The sequence below is a fragment of the Pseudomonas sp. RIT778 genome, from assembly GCF_019718735.1.
Classification (GTDB): domain Bacteria; phylum Pseudomonadota; class Gammaproteobacteria; order Pseudomonadales; family Pseudomonadaceae; genus Aquipseudomonas; species Aquipseudomonas aphyarum.
The window spans coordinates 36,217-55,602 of the sequence record NZ_JAIHBA010000013.1 but is presented as its reverse complement, the minus strand read 5'-3'; the positions used below and the strand labels follow the sequence as shown (position 1 = coordinate 55,602).

Genomic DNA, 19,386 nt, shown 5'->3' with positions numbered 1-19,386 from the left:
GGAACGATCAGTTACGGGTTATGTTGGGTAGTTAGCGCGCAGCGCCTCGAGGCCACCCTGATAGATCCCGCTGAACAGCGCCACCACTTCCTCATCGCTCACGCCCTTGGCCGTGAAGCGTCCCGACCACGTCACCTTCGCGCCCTGCCCCTGGGCTTCCACACGAATCGTCGCCAGATAATCGGTGGCCGGAAACGGTGCCTGCAGAATCGAATAGCTGTAGGTTTTGCCCGCGTTATCGAACGTTTCCAGACGCTCGACCACCACTGCACCGTCAGCGGTTTGCAAAGTGCGCACGCGCCCGCCTTCGCTCAGTTCGCTGTTGGGAATGAACGGCAGCCAGTCCGGCAAGGTGTTGAAGCCGCCAATCAATTGCCAGACCTGATCGGCCGAAGCCGGGATGTCGATCGTTGCTGATGCTGTTGCCATAAATAAAAAGTCTCTCTCGATAAATTCAGATTGTCAGGCTGTCGACTACGCCGCCATCGACCCGCAACGCGGCGCCGGTGGTGGCCGAAGACAGCGGTGAAGCGATGTAGGTAACCAGGTGCGCGACTTCTTCGACATCCGCGACGCGCTGGATGATCGAGCTCGGACGGGCCCGGCGCACAAAGGCGTCGGCTTCGTCACGCAGGCTGCGGCCAGACTCGGCGGCGGCATCCTTGAGCATTTCCTCGACACCGTCGGTGAAGGTCGGCCCCGGCAGGATCGCGTTGACCGTAACCCCGGTGCCCGCCAGGCGTTTGGCCAGGCCATGGGACACCGCGAGATTGGCGCTTTTGGTCACGCCGTAGTTGATCATGTCCGCCGGGGTGGCCACGCCGGATTCCGAAGACAGGAAGATCACCCGGCCCCAGCCCTGCTCGACCATCGCCGGCACGTAATGCCGCGACAGGCGCACGCCGGAGATCACGTTGATTTCATAGAAACGGGTCCACTCATCGTCCGGTGCGTCGAAGAAATCCACGGCGTTGTAGATGCCGAGGTTGTTCACCAGGATGTCGGCTTTTGGTTCGGCGGCGAACAGTTTCTGCGCGCCTTCGGCCGTGCCCAGATCCGCCGTCAGACCGCGCAGTTGCGCGCCCGGCACCTTGTCGCGAATGCTCGCCAGCGCCTGTTCGACCTTGGCCGCGTCGCGACCGATCACCACCACCGTGGCGCCCGCCTCGGCCAGCGACTGGCTGATGCCCAAACCGATGCCCGCCGTGCTGCCGCTGACAATCGCCAGTTTTCCGCTCAGATCGATCTTCATGCTTTCACCTCGTCGATGGGTAATGGTGCACGTTCGGACACCAGTTTCGCTTCACGCATGGCCTGCCAGAAACCGGCCGGAATGACCGCCGACAGCGCCGCCACATCTTCAGCGATACGCCCCGGTTTGCTCGCACCGGGAATCACTGCCGCCACGGCCGGATTGGCCAGCGAGAATTGTAGTGCAGCCGCTTTGACATCGACGCCGTGGGCTGCGGCGATGCGTTTGATCTGCTCGACCCTGGCAACGATTTCAGGACTGGCCTTCTGGTATTCGAAGTGCGCACCGCCGGCCAGGATCCCCGAGCTGTAAGGGCCGCCGACCACGATTTCAACGTTCTGCGCCCGGGCCGAATCCATCAGGCGCTGCAAGGCGCGGTCGTGGTCGAGCAAGGTGTAACGGCCGGCCAACAGGAAGCCGTCAGGCTGCGCCTCGGTCAGGTCCAGCGTCAACTCGCACGGCTCGACCTTGTTCACGCCCAGGCCCCAGCCCTTGATCACGCCTTCTTCACGCAGACGGGTCAGGACTTTGAAGGCGCCGGTGCGGGCCTGATTGAAATACTCCAGCCATTGGTCGCCGTAGAAATCCTGAGCGATGTCGTGGACCCAGACGATGTCGAGGCGGTCGGTTTTCAAACGCTTTAGGCTGTCTTCGATCGAACGCAGCGTGACGTCGGCGCTGTAATCGTTGACGATCTTGTTCGGGCGGCCGTGCTCGAACACCCCGCTTTTCTCGCCCAGATCCCGGGCGGCGGCGTCTTCGACTTCATCGAGAATCACCCGGCCGACCTTGGTGCTCAGCACATAGTCGTCGCGCTTGTAGCGGGACAGTGCTTCGCCGAGGCGGATTTCCGAAAGGCCCGAGCCGTAGAACGGCGCGGTGTCGAAGTAACGCACGCCGGCATCCCACGCCGCATGCACGGTGGCCTGGGCTTCGTCTTCAGGAATGGCGCGGAACATGTTGCCCAGTGGCGCGGTGCCGAAGCCGAGTTGGCCGGGGAGTTTGTCTTTCAAGCTCATGATGCTGTCCTCGTAGTTCGTAGTCGGTGTTGACCGTTGAGCAGATCCTAGATTGCGCCACTCAGACCGTCCAAGACATAATCAGCAGCACTTGAGTCCCAAAAGGTCTGACATGATCGACATCCGCCAATTGCGCTACTTCGTCGCCGTAGCCGAGGAAGAACACGTCGGCCGCGCCGCCGAGCGCCTGCACATTTCCCAGTCGCCCCTGAGCCGGCAGATCGCCCAGCTCGAAGAGCGCTTGGGCCTGACCCTGTTCGAACGCAGCCAGCAGCGCATCCGCCTGACCCGCGACGGCCAGACCTTTCTCGCCGAAACCCGCGCCCTGCTGACCCACGCCAATCGCCTGGAATCCCTCGGCAAACGCCTGGGCCGTGGCGAAGAAGGCGGCCTGTGCATCGGCTACATCGAAAACGCGATGCACGCCGGGGTCTTGCCCAATGCCTTGCGCGTGCTGCGAGTGGATCGACCCAACGTGCATGTCGCGCTGTACAACCTGAGTTCCGCCGAACAACTCGAAGGCCTGCGTCAGCGTAGCCTCGATATCGCGCTGGTCAGTGAGCCGCCGACGATCGACGACCCGGACCTGCTGGGCTTTCAGGTGCTGGACGACCCGATGTTGCTGGCGCTGCCCGAACATCACCCGCTGAACCAACTGCCATTGCTGACCCCGGCGGATCTGGCCGATCAGGAATGGATCGGCGTGCAGCCACGCCAGGGGGCCGACGATGAGTTCGTCAGCGCCTGCATTCGCGCGGGCTTCACCCCGGATGTACGGATGCAGGCCACCGAGCCGTTTACCGCGTTGGGGCTGGTGGCCTCGGGGCTGGGTATAGCGATGATCCAGAGAGGCCTGAGCCATAACGCACCGCCGGGCGTGGTGCTGCGGGAAGTGCCGTGGCTGGCGTTCACCACGCCGTTGTGGGCGGCGTGGCACCGGATCAACCTGCGGCCGCTGGTGGAAACGTTTCGCAAGGTATTGACCGGGGTCGATCCCGCCCAGTGACCCGACAGTCCAAGACTTTGCTGCTTTACTGAGAAGACTCAAAAAACCAGCGAGTCTTCCGGCATGAACCGCAATGACCTGCGTCGCGTGGACATGAACCTGTTGGTGATTTTCGAAACCCTGATGTTCGAAAAGAACCTGACCCGCGCCGGGGAAAAACTGTTCCTCGGCCAGCCCGCCGTCAGTGCTTCACTGGCCAAACTGCGCGACCTGTTCGACGACCCGTTGCTGGTGCGCAACGGCCGCGTGCTGGAGCCGACCCAGCGGGCGCTGGCGATCCTCAAGGAGTTGCAGCCGGCGATGGACACCATTTCCGGGGCGGTCAGCCGGGCCAAGGATTTCGACCCGCTGAGCAGCCGCGACGTGTTTCGCATCGGTCTGTCGGACGACGCCGAGTTCGGCCTGCTGCCGCCGTTGCTCAAGCAATTGCGCGAAGAGGCGCCGGACGTGGTGGTGGTGATCCGCCGGGTGAATTTCCTGCTGATGTCGTCGATGCTGGCGTCCGGGGAAATTTCCGTCGGCGTCAGTTACACCACCGAATTGCCGGCCAATGCCAAACGCAAAAAACTGCGAGACCTGCGCTGCAAGATCCTGCGCGGCGATGATCGTGCCGGCGCACTGACCCTAGACGAGTATTGCGAACGCCCCCATGCGCTGGTGTCGTTTTCCGGGGATCTGGGCGGGGCCATCGACAACGATCTGGCGCGGATCAATCGATCGCGTCGCGTGGTATTGGCGGTGCCGCAATTCGCTCCGCTGCGGGCGATTCTGGCCGGCACCGATATGCTCGCCACCGTGCCGGACTTCGCCGCCTGCGCGCTGGTCGAAGGCAGCAGCGTGTTGCGTGCCGACGACCCGCCGTTCGACATCGTGCCTTCGGAGCTGTCGATGGTCTGGAACGGGGTCAACGACAACGATCCGGCGGAACGCTGGTTGCGCTCGCTGATTGCCCATCACATGTCGGCGCCTCTTCCACCTCAGGCGCACTGATCGGCTTGAACCCCGGGTCGACCTCGCGCAGGTACACCGGCAGATCAGTCATCGGCGGCATCTGCGGGATCTCGAAATACATCTGCACCACCCAGCCACGGTGGTAGTTGTTGTGGTTGATCACGTGCATCAGGATCGCCCCGGCATTCATGGTGCCGCCATCGCCGGAGACGAATTTGAAATCAATCGAGCGGTTCAGCGACACCTCGGTCTGCTGCGCGCTCCAGGTGCGATACCAGCCATCGACTTCCTGCTGGGCCTGACGCAACTCGCCGAGGTCGGCGTGCACCAGATCATGGGACGTCGTGAAACCGTGCTCGCGCCCTTCGAGGTGCGCCTGCCAGATCCGGTCGACCACGTAGATGTGGTTCAGCGTACCGATCATGTTCTTGAAAACCGTCTTGCGCTCCCTCGTCGTCTCCCCAGCCGGCAGCGCTTGCAGGCTATCGAACAGACGCTGATTGGCCCAGGTCTTGTAGTCCGTGAGCAGATGGGCCGTGGCCAGATTGATCATCGCGGGTCACCGTAGGCACGAAAAAGGGCTCCGCCTAGGATAGACCTCTCTTGCGGGAATGGCGGTGGTGCTGACTATTGGTCGGGTCTACAGTGAAATCTCCATCCCCTTCACAAGGACGTGAAGCATGCAAAATCGCCCGACGCTCGCTCAACGCCAGTTCGCCCGCCACTTGCGCACCTCCCAGACCGATTGCGAACAACTGCTTTGGCAGAAGCTGCGATCACGGCAGGTGGCGGGGCTGAAATTTCGCCGGCAGGTGCCGGTTCCGCCGTTTGTGCTGGATTTCTATTGTGTGGAATTGAAGTTGGCGGTGGAGTTGGATGGGGGGCAGCATTTTGAGGAGGCGGGAGAGGTTCATGACCGGCGGCGTACGGTTTATCTTCAGCGGCTGGGGATTGAGGTGGTGCGGTTTAGTAACCTGGAGGTGATTCGGCAGATGGGGGACGTGTTGGAGCAGATTGTAAGGATTGCGCAGGAGCGTCGATTGCGGCTCTGATCCAGAAGCCCCCTCACCCTAGCCCTCTCCCAAAGGGAGAGGGAACCGACCGAGATGTCTTGAGGGATGCATCGACCTGAGTCACCGAGTCGATTATGGATTCCAAGCATCGACTTGAGACTTCGATTCGATTATGGATTCACCGCAAATTTTTCAGGTCGATGTATTCCGACAATATCCCCCAATCGGCCCCCTCTCCCTCCGGGAGAGGGCTGGGGTGAGGGCCAGCGGTCGACGCGCAATCCCTGAGCATTCAAATCCCCAACCGCGCCCACCCCGCCACCAGCTGCGCACTGATACTCACCCCGCCACAAACAATGACCACCACATCATGCGCCCCCGCCAACGCCGGATGATCGAGGTACGCCACCGCCAGCGAAACCCCGCACGCCGGCTCCACCAATTGCCGCAAATCACTGGCATAACGCACCACGCCCATGATCGCGTCGTCATCCGACAGCACCAGACATTCATGATCGAACTCGCCGATATGCTCTACCGGCCAAGCCGCCACCTGCGCGGCACCGAGGGAGGTGGCGACGGTGTCGATGCGGCTCAGGCGCACCGGATGGCCAGCCTGGACGGCCGCAGCGAACGAGGCGGCGCCAGTGGTTTCGCAGGTGACGATGCGGCAGTCTCGGCGGTCATGGCGCAGCAGCCCGGTGAGGATGCCCGCCAGCAAACCACCGCCGCCGACCGACGTGACCACGGTATCGACCTGCGGGCAGTCGTCGAGAATTTCATCGACCATCGAGCTGTGCCCTTCCCACAACACCGGGTGGTCGAAGGCCGGCACGTATTCGGTGTCTGCCGCGCTGGCCAGTTCCCGCGCCCTCTGATTGGCTTCGTCCCAGACTTTGCCGTGGACGATAACCTCCGCGCCGGTGCGGCGAATACGTGCGCGGGTCGCTTCCGGTGTGGTGTGCGGCACCACGATGCAGGCTTGCAAGCCGAGGCTGACCGCTGCCACCGCCGTGGCCAGTCCGGCATTGCCGCCGGACGGACACACGACCTTGCGCTTGCCCTGCGCCGCTGCCTGACTGCACAACAAGCCCATCCCGCGCAGCTTGAAGGAGCCGCACGGTTGCAGGTTTTCCAGCTTCAGCCAGATGCGCCGGGACGCGGTCGACAGGGTCGGATGGAGGATCAGCGGCGTGCGGACGTGCAGCATGGCGGACTCCCGAAGCGGCGGATCGGATGATCGGAACGTCTCTGCCTGAAGTTTAGTCCACGCCCCTGCCGGCGGTTAAACGCCGGGGATCGTGCCGGGATCTACACTGAACGGAACAGCTGTGAGGTGCCTATGAAAATGTCTGCGCAAATGACCGTGGTCGCAGTGCTCGCCACCCTCGCCTATCTGGGCCTGGCGATGTGGGGCATTGGTGGCGTGGCGGTGTTTTTTTCTCACGGCGCGTTGGTCGTGGTGGCCCTGGCCACGCTGGCCATGGTGGTGGCGTCGTTGTTTACGGAAGTGAACCTGAGCACCGGCGAGCGCGAGGACCGGGCCAATCGCTGGGTGATTCCGGCGTTCGCGGTCATTGGATTGGTCAGTGCCTTTCTGCCGGCTTACTGCGACCGCATCGGTTTCTGGACCGTCGGCCGCGAAGGTACCCGTTGGCTGGGCGCGTTGCTGTTTATCGTCGGCGGCGGATTGCGTTTATGGCCGGTGTTTGTGCTGGGCCATCGGTTCAGCGGGCTGGTGGCGATTCAGCCGGGACATCGGCTAGTGACCGAAGGCATCTACCGGCATCTGCGCAACCCCAGTTATCTGGGGCTGGTGATCAATGCGATCGGTTGGGCCCTGGCGTTTCGCTCGGTGGTGGGCCTGTTGCTGGCGGCGCTGACGCTGATCCCGCTGATCGCCCGCATCCACTCCGAAGAGGCCCTGCTGCGCACGCAGTTCGGCGCCGAATACGACGCCTATTGCGCCCGCAGCTGGCGCTTGGTGCCGGGGGTTTATTGAGGTTGCAGGCGCAACTGGCCGTCGCTGTCGATGCTCGGCGCAATTTCGCGGTAACTGGCGATGGTCGCGTGGGCGGTTTCAAGGGGATGCTGGTGAGTCGTGGTGATGATCATCAGCGGCGCACCGGCGGCTTCAGCGGCCTGAATGCCGACGGTGGCGTCTTCGAAAATCAGGCAGTCCGCCGGTTCCAGGCCCAGACGTTTGGCCGCCAGTCGATAACCCGCCGGATCCGGTTTACCGGCGGTCACGTCTTCAGCGGTGATCATCACCGCCGGCTCCGGAATCCCCGCCGCCGCCATCCGCCGCAACGCCAGATCCCGTGGCGCCGAGGTCACCATGGCCCAGCGATCCGCCGGCAACGATTTGAGAAACGCCGCCGCGCCGGGAATCTCGACAATGCCTTCGACGTCTTCGATTTCCGCCTCGGTGATGAACGCCGCTTGCGCCTCGGCGTCCACGCCCGGCAGGTTCAAACGCGTGATGGTGTCGATGGCGCGCACGCCGTGGATGGTCGGCAGGAACGTCTCGACGTTCACCCCATGGCGCACGGCCCAGGCGGACCAGATCCGCTCGGCGGCGGCGATGGAGTTGAGGACGGTGCCGTCCATGTCGAACAGGAACGCGCCGAACGCGCGGTTGAAAACAGCATCGTGAGCAGACAAAAGATCACTTCCTCGCAAGGGGCCGGGCAACGATGCCCGGCAATGTAGCACTTGCGGGACGCTTCAGTGCAGACGCGGCGCCTTGGATTTGAACGCACCGTCCACACAGTCGAGCAACTGGCCGATGGCCCACGGCTTCTTGATGAACGCCACCGGATGCTTCACGCCCGAGGTTTCCGGTGTTTCATAACCGGACATGACCATCACCGGTTTGTCCGGCCAGCGCTCGCCGACCAGATTGGCCAGGTCCGCGCCATTAAGGGTGCCGGGCATGGTGATGTCGGTGAGCAGCAACGCGACTTCCGGCGCGTGCTTCTCCAGATATTGCGAAGCCGCATCGGCACTGGTCTGCGGCTCGACCTTGAAACCTTCCTCCTGAAGAATTTCGCACAGAAACTCCAGAATCAACGGATCGTCCTCGACTACCAGAATCAACCCGCCAGGAAGGTGCGCGCTCGACGTCGGAATTGGACACATGAACTGGCACTCCCTGAATTGCATGAACGATTTAGCGGCTTGATCCCGCTGCTTATCTGGTATGAGCAGCGCCTTCTACAGAAATTCATTTTTGATACAGGTCTTTTCAATAACACCCGTTCGACGGGCAGTCGCCGGCGCGTAATTGCGGTTAAAATGCGCGCCCTTTTGCTGGCCGATCCTGATTGATGAACCCTCAAGCCCTCGCCGTTCTCCATGCCCACCTGCTCACCGCGCTGACTTCGGCACCGGCCGAAACCCGGCGCCTGTTCCATGGGCGTGGGCGTTGCTGGCCGGGGCTGGAGCAAGTGACCGTGGACTGGCTGCAAGGCGTGGTGCTGGTGTCGTTGTTCAAGGAACCCGAGGCTGCGCAGCTGGAAAATCTCAAGCGTCTGTTGCTGGAAATCACTCATTCAGAGCAATGGCAGCAGTCCGGCGCCCACACCCTGCTGATTCAGCACCGTTACCTGCCGCAGAGCACCGCCGAATGGCTGCTCGGTGAAGAAATCGACGAAATGACCATCGTCGAGGGCGGGCTGAAATACCGCGTGGATCTGGGCCGCAAGCAGAACGCCGGGCTGTTCCTCGACATGCGTTACGGGCGCAACTGGGTGCGCGAACAGGCGGCGGGCAAACGGGTGCTGAACCTGTTCGCCTACACTTGCGGCTTCTCGGTAGCGGCCATCGAGGGTGGCGCCAGCCATGTGGTCAACCTCGACATGTCCCGCGCCGCGCTGAGCCGGGGCCGCGACAATCACCGCCTGAATGGGCATGACCTGAGCAAGGTGAGCTTCCTCGGCCACGACCTGTTCAAATCCTGGGGCAAGGTGATCAACAGCGGCCCGTACGATCTGGTGATCATCGACCCGCCGTCGTTCCAGAAAGGCAGTTTTCTGCTGACCAAGGATTACCAGCGCGTGCTGCGCCGTCTGCCGGAATTGCTGACGGCGCAGGGCACAGTACTGGCGTGCATGAACGATCCTTCGTTCGGCTCAGACTTCCTGATCGACGGCGTGACCCAGGAAGCACCGAGCCTGCGTTTCGAACAACGGCTGGAGAACCCGCCGGAGTTTCCGGATATCGACCCGGAAAGCGGTCTGAAGGCGTTGCTGTTCAAGCAGATCGGCTGACCCGCTCAGCGCGGCCGCAACACCAGCGCAAACAACTCGCCATGCCCGGTGACGTTGAGCTTGTGATAGAGATTGCGCCGATGCACCTTCACGGTCTCCGGCGAAATGTTCATGTGCTGGGCGATGGCCTTGCTGGAAAAGCCCTGAAGAATCAGACGCGCCGTATCGATCTCGCGCGCGGTCAGACGGGCGTCGAAGCGGTCGAGCAGCGCCGCAATATCGCCGACCGGCGCCTCGACCGCTGCGCCTTGCGGCGGCATCAACTGCACATGCCGACGCATCGCTGACAGCACCCAATCCCGCACGCAGAGCAGGCGCCCCTGCTCCTGCAAACTGAACGCCGTCGAGCGGCCCATCGACAAGCCGAGCACGCCGTCGTCGAGGTTGACCAGAAATTGCAGCTCATCCGCGCCGACCACCGAGCGGAAGTAACTCTGGTAGTACTCGCTGTGCAGAAACTGGTCCGGCGCCACGGATGCAAGGCTGTGCAAACCGTCGGAGATCCCGGCGCAGGCGGCCTGATAGAACGGATCAAGCAGGTACATACCGGCGCAGTAACCGGCCAGTTCTTCCTGCTCGTCGGCGCGGCCCTGGCTGTCGAAGTCGATCAGCAATTGCGGCGGCCGCCCCGTCTGCATCACCGCCACCAGCGCATTGTCCAGCGGCACCAGCAACCGCAGCGTATCGACCAGCGCCCGCCAGAAACCGTCCTTACCGACCGTAGCGAACACTCGCGACAGGCTCTGATGCACCGGCAATTCCTGCAGCAACGCGTCCACGCTCTACCCCTTTTGAGTAACCCATGATGGGAATGGGTGCGGTGCGGCCCGCCCGATAGGCTGACCACTCCTGTTCATCACCGGCCTGCCAACAGGCCAGGAGTGCCGCATCATGCGTGGTCATCGTGGGTATATCAACCTGGGTCTGATGGGCGTTTTGTCCGCGGCGCTGAGTGCGCAGGCGGCCGATGCGCCGAGCGTGCATGTCTATAACTGGTACGACTACATCGGCCCGAACACCCTGCATGATTTCAAGCGTGACAGCGGTATCGAACCGGTCTACGACACCTTCGACAGCGCCGAAGTGTTGGAAGGCAAACTGATGACCAGTCGCAGCGGCTACGACGTGGTGGTGGCGAGCAACTTCAGCCTGCCGACCCTGATCAAGGCCGGCGCCCTCGCCCCGCTGCCCCGCGATCAACTGCCGGGCTGGAAGAACCTCGACAACGATCTGCTGAGCAAACTGGCCAACAACGACCCCGGCAACCAGTACGCCGTGCCGTATCTGTGGGGCACCAACGGCATCGGCTACAACGTCGACAAGGTGCGCGCGGTGATGGGTGACAAGGCCCCGGTAGACTCCTGGGATCTGGTATTCAAGGAAGAGAACCTGGCCAAACTCGGCGAATGCGGCGTGGCGATGCTCGATTCGCCGTCGGAAATGCTCCCGGTCGCGCTGCATTATCTCGGCCTGCCGCCGAACAGCACCAAGGCCGAGGACTATCAGAAAGCCGAAGCGCTGCTGCTGAAACTGCGCCCGCACATTGCCTACTTCAACTCCTCGAAATTCATCAGCGATCTGTCCAACGGCAACATCTGCGTGGCGGTCGGTTGGTCCGGCGCGATGCTCGAAGCCAAGACCACCGCCGAGCAGGCCGGCAACGGCGTGAAGATTCAGTACAGCCTGCCGAAGGAAGGCGCGCCGGTGTGGTTCGACACGCTGGTCTTGCTCAAGGACGCGCCGCATCCGGCCCAAGGCCTGGCGTTCATCGACTATTTGCTGCGGCCCGATGTGATTGCGCCGGTCAGCGATCACCTGTCCTACCCCAACGGCAATCGCGCCGCCACGGCGCTGGTCGCCCAGGCCACCCGCGACAACCCGGCGGTGTACCCGTCAGCCACGGCGATGGCCACGTTGTACACCCTCGAACCCTTGCCCAAAGCCACCGAACGGGTGCGTACGCGGGTGTGGAGCAAGGTCAAAAACGGTCAGTAACAGCCCTTTGAATCACTGCCTTCAACAGAGAGAACATCAATGAAACCACGTGCCCGCGATCTCCATATCCGCATCGGTCAATTGCAGCCTGGCCCGCTCAACGCCATCACCGACGTACCCGGCGTAAGGGTCGGCCACAGCAACGTGCGCGGCCGCAGCGCCAGCGGTCGCGACATTTGCAGTGGCGTCACCCTGATCGAACCACGCGCCGGTTCGACCAACGCACAACCGTGTTTCGCCGGCGTCCACGTACTCAACGGCAACGGTGACGCCACAGGACTGGAGTGGATTCGCGAAGCCGGCCTGCTGACCAGCCCGATCGCCTTCACCAACACTCACAGCCTCGGCGTGGTGCGCGATGCCTTGATCGAACTGGATCGCGCGCAGCAACCGGACGACGGTCGGCTCTACTGGAACATGCCGGTGGTGCTGGAAACCTTCGATGGCTTGCTCAACGACATCAACGGCTTTCATGTGAAGCCCAAGCATGTGGCCGAAGCGATGAGCAATGCCGTTGACGGCCCGGTGCAGGAAGGCGCGGTGGGCGGTGGCAGCGGCATGATCTGCCATGAATTCAAGGGTGGGATCGGCACCGCGTCGCGCCGCTTGAGCAAGGCTCAGGGCGGCTGGACAGTAGGCGCAATCGTGCAGGCCAACCACGGGATTCGCAGCGAGTTGCGGGTCGACGGCTACCCGGTCGGGCGCTACATGGAACAGGTGGACTCGCCGTTCCTGCGGGCTTCGTTGCCGCATCCGGGCATGGGCTCGATCGTAGTGGCCCTCGCCACCGATGCACCGCTGTTGCCACATCAATGCACGCGACTGGCGCAACGGGCGAGTCTCGGTCTGGCGCGCACCGGCGGCGGCAATGAGGATCACAGCGGTGACATCTTCATCGCCTTCGCCACCGGCAACGGTCATATCCCGCCCGCCGCCTACGAAGGTAAAGGCGCATCGACCTGCGACGGCTTGCGGATGGTCAACAACGATCACATCAGCGAGTTGTTCCTGGCGGCGACCGAGGCGGTGGAAGAAGCGATCATCAACGCGTTGCTGGCCAGCGAGAGCACCGAAGGCAACGGGCATTCGGTGCCGGGGCTGGATGCCGCCACCCTGCTCGCGGCCCTGGATAAAGCCGGGTGGCCGGGCGCTCGCTGACACCGCTCCCAAAGCGCTTCAGCGAAACAGCCCCTGTCCGAGTTCGCGCGCCGCCTGCAGTTGCATCGCAGGATCGCTCGACTCGGACTCCAGCAACAAAGCCGAACCCGACACCGTCGCCCCGCAGTAATCGAAAATCCCGTGATCGATCTGCGTCTTCATCGCCGCGCCGTAGCCGTGGCGCTCGTAAGTGCGCACATCCGCCCCGCCCAGCGCGACCAAGTGCACGCGCAATCGTCCGAGCTTCTTCAGCGTCTTGTCACCGTCGAAATCGTACGCCCAGCCATTGCTGAACACCCGGTCGATCCAGCCCTTGAGGAGCGCCGGCATCGACCACCAGAACACCGGATAGACCAGTACCAGCGCATCGGCGCGGTCGATGCGCGCCTGCTCGGCCAGCACGTCCGCCGGTGGCGGGGATTCGCGATGATGCACCGCCCAGTCGGCCACGCCAAAGCGCGGGTCGAATTCCTCGGCGTGCAGGTCAGCGATTTCGAAGGTGTTGGACGGATCGCTTTCCGACAGGCCTTTGGCAATCTGCTGCGCCAACGCGTGAGTCAGTGAACGTGGATCATCGTGATCTACAACAATCAATGCGTGCATGGGGAAATCTCCGGTTGGTGATTGCTGACCAAGGGCTTACCCTTGCGAAAAGCTACGATTGGTAAGCTACTACTAATAAGTTACCTTCAGTAAGTTACGTTTGGTATATAAGCGATGTCAACCACTGAAATCCCAGAACCCGCACAACCCCGTCGCCGCCTGTCCCGGGAAGACCGCCAGCGCCAGTTGCTCGACATGGCCTGGCAACTGATTCGCGAAGAAGGCACCGATGCCCTCACCCTCGGCTATCTGGCGGAAAAGGCCGGCGTGACCAAACCGGTGGTCTACGACCATTTCACCACCCGCGCCGGTCTGCTCGCGGCGCTGTATCAGGATTTCGACCGGCGTCAGACGGCGCTGATGGACGCGGCGCTGGCCAATGCCGAAGCAACCTTGAGCGGCACCGCGACGGTGATTGCCACGGCGTATGTTGATTGCGTGCTGACCCAGGGCAACGAGATTCCGGGGGTGATTGCCGCCCTGGCGAGTACGCCGGAACTGGAGAAGATCAAGCGCGAATACGAGGCGATCTTTCTGGAGAAATGCCGCAGTGTGCTTTCGCCATTCGCTGACGGCGCAGAGATTGGACAAGCAGGATTGCGCGCCATGCTCGGCGCCGCCGAAGCCCTGTCGCAAGCGGCAGCCACCGACGAAATCAGCGCCGAACAGGCCCGTGACGAGCTGTTTTCAACCATCATTGCGATGGTCGAAAGAGCCGCCGCCCGCGCCACCCAGGCAGGTGACTGACGGTACTTGAGCGCATCACCCCACCTTCCTACGATGGAACTACGCAGTCGCTTGGTCCGCCAAGCCGTTGCGTAGGTGCGGGTGCTCTGAACCCCAATCAAGCCCGCACCTGGCTTCATGCGCATCTTGAGCCTCGCGGGCTCTACTTCCTCCCCATCAAAGAGTCTTGAGGCTCTTTTTTTGTCTCTGAAAATCAGCGTTCGGGTTCGCGGCGGATCGAACGCCACGTGGCCTGGGCCAGCAATTCGCGATAAGCCTTCGGACTGCCCTGCACTCGCCCGGACAACCACGCGCGGCAATAGCTGTCGGCCTGCCCGACGATCAGCGACGGCAGCAGTTCCGCCGGGCATTCGTTGAGTTCATTTGCGCGTCCGGACTCGGCCAGCCAGGTACGCAGGCCCAGGTTTCGGGTTTTGTTGCGCTCGGCCAGTTCATCCTTGTGCGGGCCCCGGGTCACGGCATAACGCGCGTGATACTGGAACCGCGCCCATTCCGGCTGGTTCTCGACCCAATCCACGTAGCTGTAGACCAGCGCCTGCACGCCTTCTTCGGTGGTCGTCGCGTCAGCCAGATAGGCGTCGCGCAGGCGCGCCTGATCCTCCAGCGCGGTGAAAAACAGCGCGGCCACCAGCCCCTCCTTGTTGCCGAAATGGTGGTAGATCGCCCCGACACTGGTGTCGCACTCGGCACGGATCATTTCGATGGTGGTGGCCTCGATGCCCTGCTCGTTGAACAGGCGCAGGGCCTTGCGAAAGATGTCGCGCTTGAGTTCGGCGCGGCGGCCGGGGTAGCTGCGTTCGAGTAGATCTGCGGTGTCCATGAGCCTTGAAAATCCGGGTAAAGGGCACGTCCGTGCCGGTGATCGAAACGCGCACAGGTTGACAGATTTCCCGCGGACAGAATACCGTTCCGTTACAGAACAATATTCTGTAACGGAACATGATTCTGTAAATCCCCTAACCGCGAGGCTTCACCCATGAGTCAGTTTCTCAGCATGTTCAACAGTGTCGGTTCCCAGGCGTTCAGCCAGATGGCCTGCCAGGTCGCACCGTACTTCAGCACCATCAATCCGCTGGTGACCGAGTTGCGGGCAGGTTCGGCGCAGGTGCAGGTGCCGTTTCGCCGCGAGATCACCAACCACCTCGGCACCGTGCACGCAATCGCCCTGTGCAACGCTGCCGAATTGGCGGCCGGGATGATGACCGACGTGTCGATTCCCGCCGGCGCGCGCTGGATTCCAAAAGGCATGACCGTCGAATACCTGGCCAAGGCCAAAACCGACGTGACCGCGGTGGCCAATGGCGAAGCGCTGGACTGGCAGACCGAAGGCGACAAGATCGTGCCGGTGGATGTCCACGACGCCGAAGGCAAGAAAGTGTTCACGGCGCGGATCACCATGAACGTGAAACTGTCCTGAAATCACCGGCACAAAAAAGCCCTTGCTGCGCTGATCGCAACAAGGGCTTTCGTCGTTTCAAAGAGAAGGGATCAGTGAACGGTCAGGCGCTGGCGGACAAATTCTTCAGTGCGGCGAGTGACCTGATCCAGATGCCGGTCGCGCTGTTTCTCGGCATCGAGCATCGCCCGCTTGCCGTGTTTTTGCAGCAGGTAGGTGTGGATCTGCTGCACTTCCAGCGAACGGTAGATCGGCGTAGTGTCGATAAAACCGCGCAGCCCGTTGCTGCGGTAATGCCGGGTGCTCATCAGCACCTGCGTCTCCAATTGGCCCAGCACTTCAAAGCCCAGCGCCTCGAAATACGGCACCTTGCCGATGCTGCAGGTCAGTTCGGCATGGGGGTAACGCGCCACCATGTCCGCGATCAACGAACGGGCCACGCCCTGACGCCGATGCCCCTCGCGCACCGCCAGATAGGCCACGTTGCACGCCTCCCAATCACCCTGCACCGGTAGGTACAACAGGAAGCCGAGCACCTGCTCCGGATCATCGTCGTCGGTGGCCACCAGCAGTTCCACCTCGGTGCCCTTCTCGCCGTTCAACGCCTCCAGATACAGATGCACCTCGTAGCCGACCGCGTACTGATAGACGTTGTACAGCAGGTTGCTCGGGCCGAGGCCGATGGCACTGATGTCAGTCAGGTTGTCGACGACCATCTGCAGGATCTGGCTGTTGACGCCTTCGGGGCATGGGGATTTGTAGTGGGTGATGCGGGGCATGGCGGGCGGACTCCAACGGTAAAACACAGGTTGCCGGGCGAGTTGAGCGACCGGCGAACCGCGACATCATACCTTGTGCACGCCTGACAAAAATTTCATCTGCCCGAGAACGGATCTTTCGCCGATTTGGCGTCCAATTTTTCAGCTGCGTTCATTCCCGACGCACGCCTTGAGGAGTTGCCATGAACGTTCTGCGTTCCGCGAAAACCATCAAATCCTTGCTCGCTGCCGCGCTGGTAGCGATCACCCTCTCGGGTTGTGTCGTCGAACCGGTTCGCCCGCATCGGCCACCACCGATCGTTGAGGTGGTTCCGGTCATGCCTGCGCCGGGTTATCACTGGGTTGCCGGACATTACCGCTGGGCCGGTAACCAATGGCGCTGGATGCCGGGACATTGGCGGGCGTATTGAAGCCGGTCACTGCGCGGGGGCAACGACCTTGAACTTGATGTCGATGTCCTTCGACACCACGGTGTCCGCCCACTCCCCTGCACCGAGGCCGAACTGGTCGCGCTTGAGCACCAGTTCGCCGTCAAAAATGCCGATGCTGCTGTCGGGTTTGAGTTGCACCGGCACCTGCACTTCACGGGTGATGCCTTTGAGGGTGAGGTGGCCGTCGACCAGATAACGGTTGTCGCCGGCCGGGCTGAAGCGGGTCGATTCAAACACCGCCACCGGGAATTTATCGGTGTCGAACCATGCCGGTTTCACCAGTTCTGTGTTGGCGTCTTCGCTGCCGGCGTCGATGCTGGTCAGGTCGATGTGCAGCGTGGTGCGGGCACCGGCGAGGTTGTCGGTGTCGAAATCCAGCGTCGCGTCGAACTTGCCGAACGTGCCATACATCCGCGAGCCCATCTGGTTGTAGGTGAAACTGATCTGGCTGGCGGTGGTGTTGACCCGGGTGTACTCCACCGCATTTGCAGCAGGGACGACAATCAGGCAAAACGCGGCAGCCAACAACAATCGAATCGACATGGAAGGCTCCGGCGCCCGATGGGTCTCGAATGACTTAAGCAAACATCCATCACTTGCGCCAGTTCCGCCAACGCCCACCCGGATCAGTCCGTCACACCAACCGCTCGATCTTCTGATGCTTCCAGACCCGCGTGTAATACAGCGTCTGCAGCACCAGCATCCCCAGATACGCAATCGGGAACGCCATCCACACGCCCTGCAAACCGAACTGCCCGTCCAGCCAGTAGGCCGCCGGCAACTGCACGCCGAGCACGCAGATGATCGCCACGCCCACCGGCACCAGCACCGTGCCGCTGGCGCGCATGATCCCGCCGATGATTGCCTGGAAACCGAAGATCAGCAGGCTCCACAACATGATGTGCAACAGATGCTCGGCCATTGCCCGGGTCGAGTCTTCGGTCAGGAACAGCCCCAGCAACCAGTGCGATAACAGGTAACCCGCCAGGATCAAACCACCGGTCAGGCACACGTTGATCCACAATCCTGTGCGCAGGATCGGGCCCATCCGCTCCAGCCGTCCGGCGCCGATCGCCTGGGCGCCGAGGATCGACGCGGTGATTGCAATCGACAGCGCCGGAAACTGCACGTAGTTGACGATCTGCGTCACCGCGCCATACGCCGCTGTCGCCTGCGAGCCGTGCTGGTTGACCAGCGCCAGAATCACCAGCTCCGACAGCGACAGCACGATCATCTGCACCCCGGTCGGCAGACCGATGCGCAACACCTTGCCGAGAATCGCGCCGTCCAGACGCAACGCCGCAAAGAACTCGCGATCCGGCGCCAGCGGATGGCCCTTGCGGATCAGGCTCCATGACAGCCACGCCATCGCCGCCAACGTACCGGCCAGACCGGCGAACGCCGCGCTCTGAATCCCCAGTTGCGGCAAGCCGAACCAGCCGCGAATGAACGCCGGGGTCAGCGCCAGCCCGACCACGGTCGACAGCAACAGCGCCAGCATCGGCGACAGCGTGTCACTCACCCCGCGCAACAACTGGGTGAACAGCACGTACACCAACACAACCGGCAAGGTCCACATCATCACCCGGGCATAGGCCACCGCATCATCCAGCACATCCGCCGGCGTGCCCAAACCCTGCAAGGCCTCACGCGCAAACACACTGCCCAGCACCGCCGCCACCAGTCCGATCAACACCCCCAACAACAACGTCGCCCCGGCAATCGCCTTGACCATATGCGACTCACGCGCCCCCCACGCCTGACCGATCAACACCCCTGCCCCGGCGCCCAGACCGATGACCAGCGCGATGAAGAAAAAGATGATCGGAAACATCCCGGACACCGCCGCCAGCGCCTGCGTGCCGAGCATCTGGCCGATGTAGATGCTGTTGACCGTGCCCGACATCGATTGCAGGAAGTTCGACAGCACCATTGGGGCCAGGAACAGCAGGTAGGTTTTCCAGAGGGGGGATTGAGCGGGGGTTTGCATTGAGGTCCGTCTCGGGTGGGAGCTGATGACAGAGTCTAAGGTATGCGATGCCGTTCAGGTCGTACCGGTTTGCATTAAAACTTCGTAATCTGCACCCCGACCAATCTGCATTGCCTCTCCATCACGACAGGAAGTGAATCCCTCCCATGCGCCGTTCCCCGTTTCTGCTGAGTTGCACCCTATTGACCGCTCTGGCGACGACCGTCCACGCCGGCCCCGCGCCCTCGCCCGAAGTCGTGCAAGGATTGGTGAACACCCTGAACGAACGCCTGAACATCGGCGACCTCGTCGCCCTGACCAAATGGGACAGCGGCAAGCCGATCCAGGACAGTCCCCGTGAGGCGCAGGTGATCGACAACGCCCGCAAGCTGGCCGCCGAACGCAAGCTCGACCCGGAAGACGTCGCGCAGTTGATCGCCGCACAGATGGAGGCCAACAAACTGGTGCAATACGGTTTGCTCGCACAGTGGCAGGCAGCCGGTGCCGCGCCGGACACGCCGCGCCCGGATCTGGGCAAGCAGATTCGACCGCGTCTGGATGAGTTGCAAACCCGTCTGCTGCAGCAATACGCCGACTTCACGCCCTATCGCCACGACCGGAACTGCCCGGCGTGGCTGGCCAAGGCGCGCACCGGTCTGACCCGTGATGCGCTGCATGAACTGGCCCTGACCCGCGCCACCGGAGAACTGTGCATTCGGTCGCTGGTGCCCTAGAACAAGGGTCTTGGCATTCATTGCTGGCGTCGATAGTCACCATCAGTTCAATGAAGTTCTCA

At 62.4% G+C, this 19,386-nt stretch carries 24 protein-coding genes; 11 read left to right on the top strand and 13 right to left on the bottom strand.

Annotation, left to right across the window (positions count from 1 at the left end; all coding sequences use genetic code 11):
- Positions 1-18: 18 nt before the first annotated feature.
- From K5E37_RS10140 to K5E37_RS10130, 3 genes are read right to left on the bottom strand one after another with little or no spacing between them, the layout of a single operon-like run.
- The gene (locus K5E37_RS10140) at positions 19-429 is read right to left on the bottom strand and encodes an SRPBCC family protein (protein WP_221533733.1); all 411 of its coding nucleotides are present in this window, start codon (positions 427-429) and stop codon (positions 19-21) included.
- A gap of 25 nt (positions 430-454) precedes the next feature.
- The gene (locus K5E37_RS10135; RefSeq protein WP_007952959.1) at positions 455-1,252 is read right to left on the bottom strand and encodes an SDR family NAD(P)-dependent oxidoreductase; all 798 of its coding nucleotides are present in this window, start codon (positions 1,250-1,252) and stop codon (positions 455-457) included.
- Positions 1,249-2,271 (bottom strand): aldo/keto reductase, encoded by a 1,023-nt coding sequence (locus K5E37_RS10130; RefSeq protein WP_221533732.1) that lies wholly within the window; start codon positions 2,269-2,271, stop codon positions 1,249-1,251. The genes K5E37_RS10135 and K5E37_RS10130 overlap by 4 nt, the downstream gene beginning before the upstream one ends.
- A gap of 112 nt (positions 2,272-2,383) precedes the next feature.
- Between K5E37_RS10130 and K5E37_RS10125 the strand changes: the two genes are divergently transcribed.
- Positions 2,384-3,277, top strand: coding sequence for a LysR substrate-binding domain-containing protein (locus tag K5E37_RS10125; protein ID WP_221533731.1), 894 nt, complete (start codon positions 2,384-2,386; stop codon positions 3,275-3,277).
- A gap of 63 nt (positions 3,278-3,340) precedes the next feature.
- Positions 3,341-4,267, top strand: a complete 927-nt coding sequence (locus K5E37_RS10120) for a LysR substrate-binding domain-containing protein (RefSeq protein ID WP_221533730.1) — start codon at positions 3,341-3,343, stop codon at positions 4,265-4,267.
- Here K5E37_RS10120 and K5E37_RS10115 read toward each other — a convergent pair.
- Positions 4,182-4,781 (bottom strand): DinB family protein, encoded by a 600-nt coding sequence (locus K5E37_RS10115; protein WP_221533729.1) that lies wholly within the window; start codon positions 4,779-4,781, stop codon positions 4,182-4,184. The two genes, K5E37_RS10120 and K5E37_RS10115, sit on opposite strands and share 86 nt — an antisense overlap.
- A gap of 127 nt (positions 4,782-4,908) precedes the next feature.
- Here K5E37_RS10115 and K5E37_RS10110 point away from each other — a divergent pair, with 127 nt between their 5' ends.
- The gene (locus K5E37_RS10110; RefSeq protein WP_221533728.1) at positions 4,909-5,280 is read left to right on the top strand and encodes an endonuclease domain-containing protein; all 372 of its coding nucleotides are present in this window, start codon (positions 4,909-4,911) and stop codon (positions 5,278-5,280) included.
- 253 nt (positions 5,281-5,533) lie between these two features.
- Here K5E37_RS10110 and K5E37_RS10105 read toward each other — a convergent pair whose 3' ends face one another.
- Positions 5,534-6,451, bottom strand: coding sequence for a pyridoxal-phosphate dependent enzyme (locus tag K5E37_RS10105; protein ID WP_221533727.1), 918 nt, complete (start codon positions 6,449-6,451; stop codon positions 5,534-5,536).
- 132 nt (positions 6,452-6,583) lie between these two features.
- On the opposite strand from K5E37_RS10105, the gene K5E37_RS10100 reads away from it, so the two are divergent.
- Positions 6,584-7,243 (top strand): isoprenylcysteine carboxylmethyltransferase family protein, encoded by a 660-nt coding sequence (locus K5E37_RS10100; protein WP_221533726.1) that lies wholly within the window; start codon positions 6,584-6,586, stop codon positions 7,241-7,243.
- Here K5E37_RS10100 and K5E37_RS10095 read toward each other — a convergent pair.
- Positions 7,237-7,905: an HAD family hydrolase gene (locus tag K5E37_RS10095; protein WP_221533725.1), complete on the bottom strand. Its 669-nt coding sequence runs from the start codon at positions 7,903-7,905 to the stop codon at positions 7,237-7,239. The two genes, K5E37_RS10100 and K5E37_RS10095, sit on opposite strands and share 7 nt — an antisense overlap.
- A gap of 63 nt (positions 7,906-7,968) precedes the next feature.
- Positions 7,969-8,382 carry a response regulator gene (locus K5E37_RS10090; protein ID WP_085602624.1) on the bottom strand — a complete coding sequence of 138 codons (414 nt, stop codon included), beginning with the start codon at positions 8,380-8,382 and terminating at the stop codon, positions 7,969-7,971.
- 188 nt (positions 8,383-8,570) lie between these two features.
- On the opposite strand from K5E37_RS10090, the gene K5E37_RS10085 reads away from it, so the two are divergent.
- Positions 8,571-9,512, top strand: coding sequence for a class I SAM-dependent methyltransferase (locus K5E37_RS10085; protein ID WP_221533724.1), 942 nt, complete (start codon positions 8,571-8,573; stop codon positions 9,510-9,512).
- 5 nt (positions 9,513-9,517) lie between these two features.
- On the opposite strand, the gene K5E37_RS10080 is transcribed toward K5E37_RS10085, so the two are convergent.
- Positions 9,518-10,291 (bottom strand): helix-turn-helix transcriptional regulator, encoded by a 774-nt coding sequence (locus K5E37_RS10080; protein ID WP_127798630.1) that lies wholly within the window; start codon positions 10,289-10,291, stop codon positions 9,518-9,520.
- A 112-nt stretch (positions 10,292-10,403) separates the two neighbouring features.
- On the opposite strand from K5E37_RS10080, the gene K5E37_RS10075 reads away from it, so the two are divergent.
- Both K5E37_RS10075 and K5E37_RS10070 read left to right on the top strand, forming a co-directional pair.
- Positions 10,404-11,507 carry a polyamine ABC transporter substrate-binding protein gene (locus K5E37_RS10075; protein WP_221533723.1) on the top strand — a complete coding sequence of 368 codons (1,104 nt, stop codon included), beginning with the start codon at positions 10,404-10,406 and terminating at the stop codon, positions 11,505-11,507.
- Positions 11,508-11,546: 39 nt separating this feature from the next.
- Positions 11,547-12,665: a P1 family peptidase gene (locus K5E37_RS10070; RefSeq protein ID WP_221533722.1), complete on the top strand. Its 1,119-nt coding sequence runs from the start codon at positions 11,547-11,549 to the stop codon at positions 12,663-12,665.
- An 18-nt stretch (positions 12,666-12,683) separates the two neighbouring features.
- Here the strand turns inward: K5E37_RS10070 and K5E37_RS10065 are convergent, their stop codons facing one another.
- On the bottom strand, positions 12,684-13,268 hold the full coding sequence (locus K5E37_RS10065) for an NAD(P)H-dependent oxidoreductase (RefSeq protein WP_221533721.1): 585 nt from the start codon (positions 13,266-13,268) through the stop codon (positions 12,684-12,686).
- Positions 13,269-13,382: 114 nt separating this feature from the next.
- Between K5E37_RS10065 and K5E37_RS10060 the strand changes: the two genes are divergently transcribed.
- Positions 13,383-14,015 (top strand): TetR/AcrR family transcriptional regulator, encoded by a 633-nt coding sequence (locus K5E37_RS10060; RefSeq protein ID WP_221533720.1) that lies wholly within the window; start codon positions 13,383-13,385, stop codon positions 14,013-14,015.
- Between the two features lie 193 nt (positions 14,016-14,208).
- On the opposite strand, the gene K5E37_RS10055 is transcribed toward K5E37_RS10060, so the two are convergent.
- Positions 14,209-14,835: a TetR/AcrR family transcriptional regulator gene (locus K5E37_RS10055; RefSeq protein WP_221533719.1), complete on the bottom strand. Its 627-nt coding sequence runs from the start codon at positions 14,833-14,835 to the stop codon at positions 14,209-14,211.
- A 156-nt stretch (positions 14,836-14,991) separates the two neighbouring features.
- Here K5E37_RS10055 and K5E37_RS10050 point away from each other — a divergent pair, with 156 nt between their 5' ends.
- Complete coding sequence (locus tag K5E37_RS10050) at positions 14,992-15,432, top strand: hotdog fold domain-containing protein (protein WP_085602607.1); 441 nt, start codon at positions 14,992-14,994, stop codon at positions 15,430-15,432.
- Between the two features lie 71 nt (positions 15,433-15,503).
- Here K5E37_RS10050 and K5E37_RS10045 read toward each other — a convergent pair whose 3' ends face one another.
- Complete coding sequence (locus K5E37_RS10045) at positions 15,504-16,190, bottom strand: GNAT family N-acetyltransferase (protein WP_221533718.1); 687 nt, start codon at positions 16,188-16,190, stop codon at positions 15,504-15,506.
- A gap of 182 nt (positions 16,191-16,372) precedes the next feature.
- Here K5E37_RS10045 and K5E37_RS10040 point away from each other — a divergent pair, with 182 nt between their 5' ends.
- Entirely contained in the window at positions 16,373-16,600 is a 228-nt protein-coding gene (locus tag K5E37_RS10040) for a YXWGXW repeat-containing protein (protein ID WP_039767335.1), read from the top strand.
- A 6-nt stretch (positions 16,601-16,606) separates the two neighbouring features.
- On the opposite strand, the gene K5E37_RS10035 is transcribed toward K5E37_RS10040, so the two are convergent.
- Both K5E37_RS10035 and K5E37_RS10030 read right to left on the bottom strand, forming a co-directional pair.
- Entirely contained in the window at positions 16,607-17,164 is a 558-nt protein-coding gene (locus K5E37_RS10035; protein ID WP_221533717.1) for a YceI family protein, read from the bottom strand.
- A 91-nt stretch (positions 17,165-17,255) separates the two neighbouring features.
- On the bottom strand, positions 17,256-18,611 hold the full coding sequence (locus tag K5E37_RS10030; RefSeq protein WP_221533716.1) for an MATE family efflux transporter: 1,356 nt from the start codon (positions 18,609-18,611) through the stop codon (positions 17,256-17,258).
- A gap of 146 nt (positions 18,612-18,757) precedes the next feature.
- Here K5E37_RS10030 and K5E37_RS10025 point away from each other — a divergent pair, with 146 nt between their 5' ends.
- Entirely contained in the window at positions 18,758-19,324 is a 567-nt protein-coding gene (locus K5E37_RS10025; RefSeq protein ID WP_221533715.1) for a chorismate mutase, read from the top strand.
- Positions 19,325-19,386: the final 62 nt, after the last annotated feature.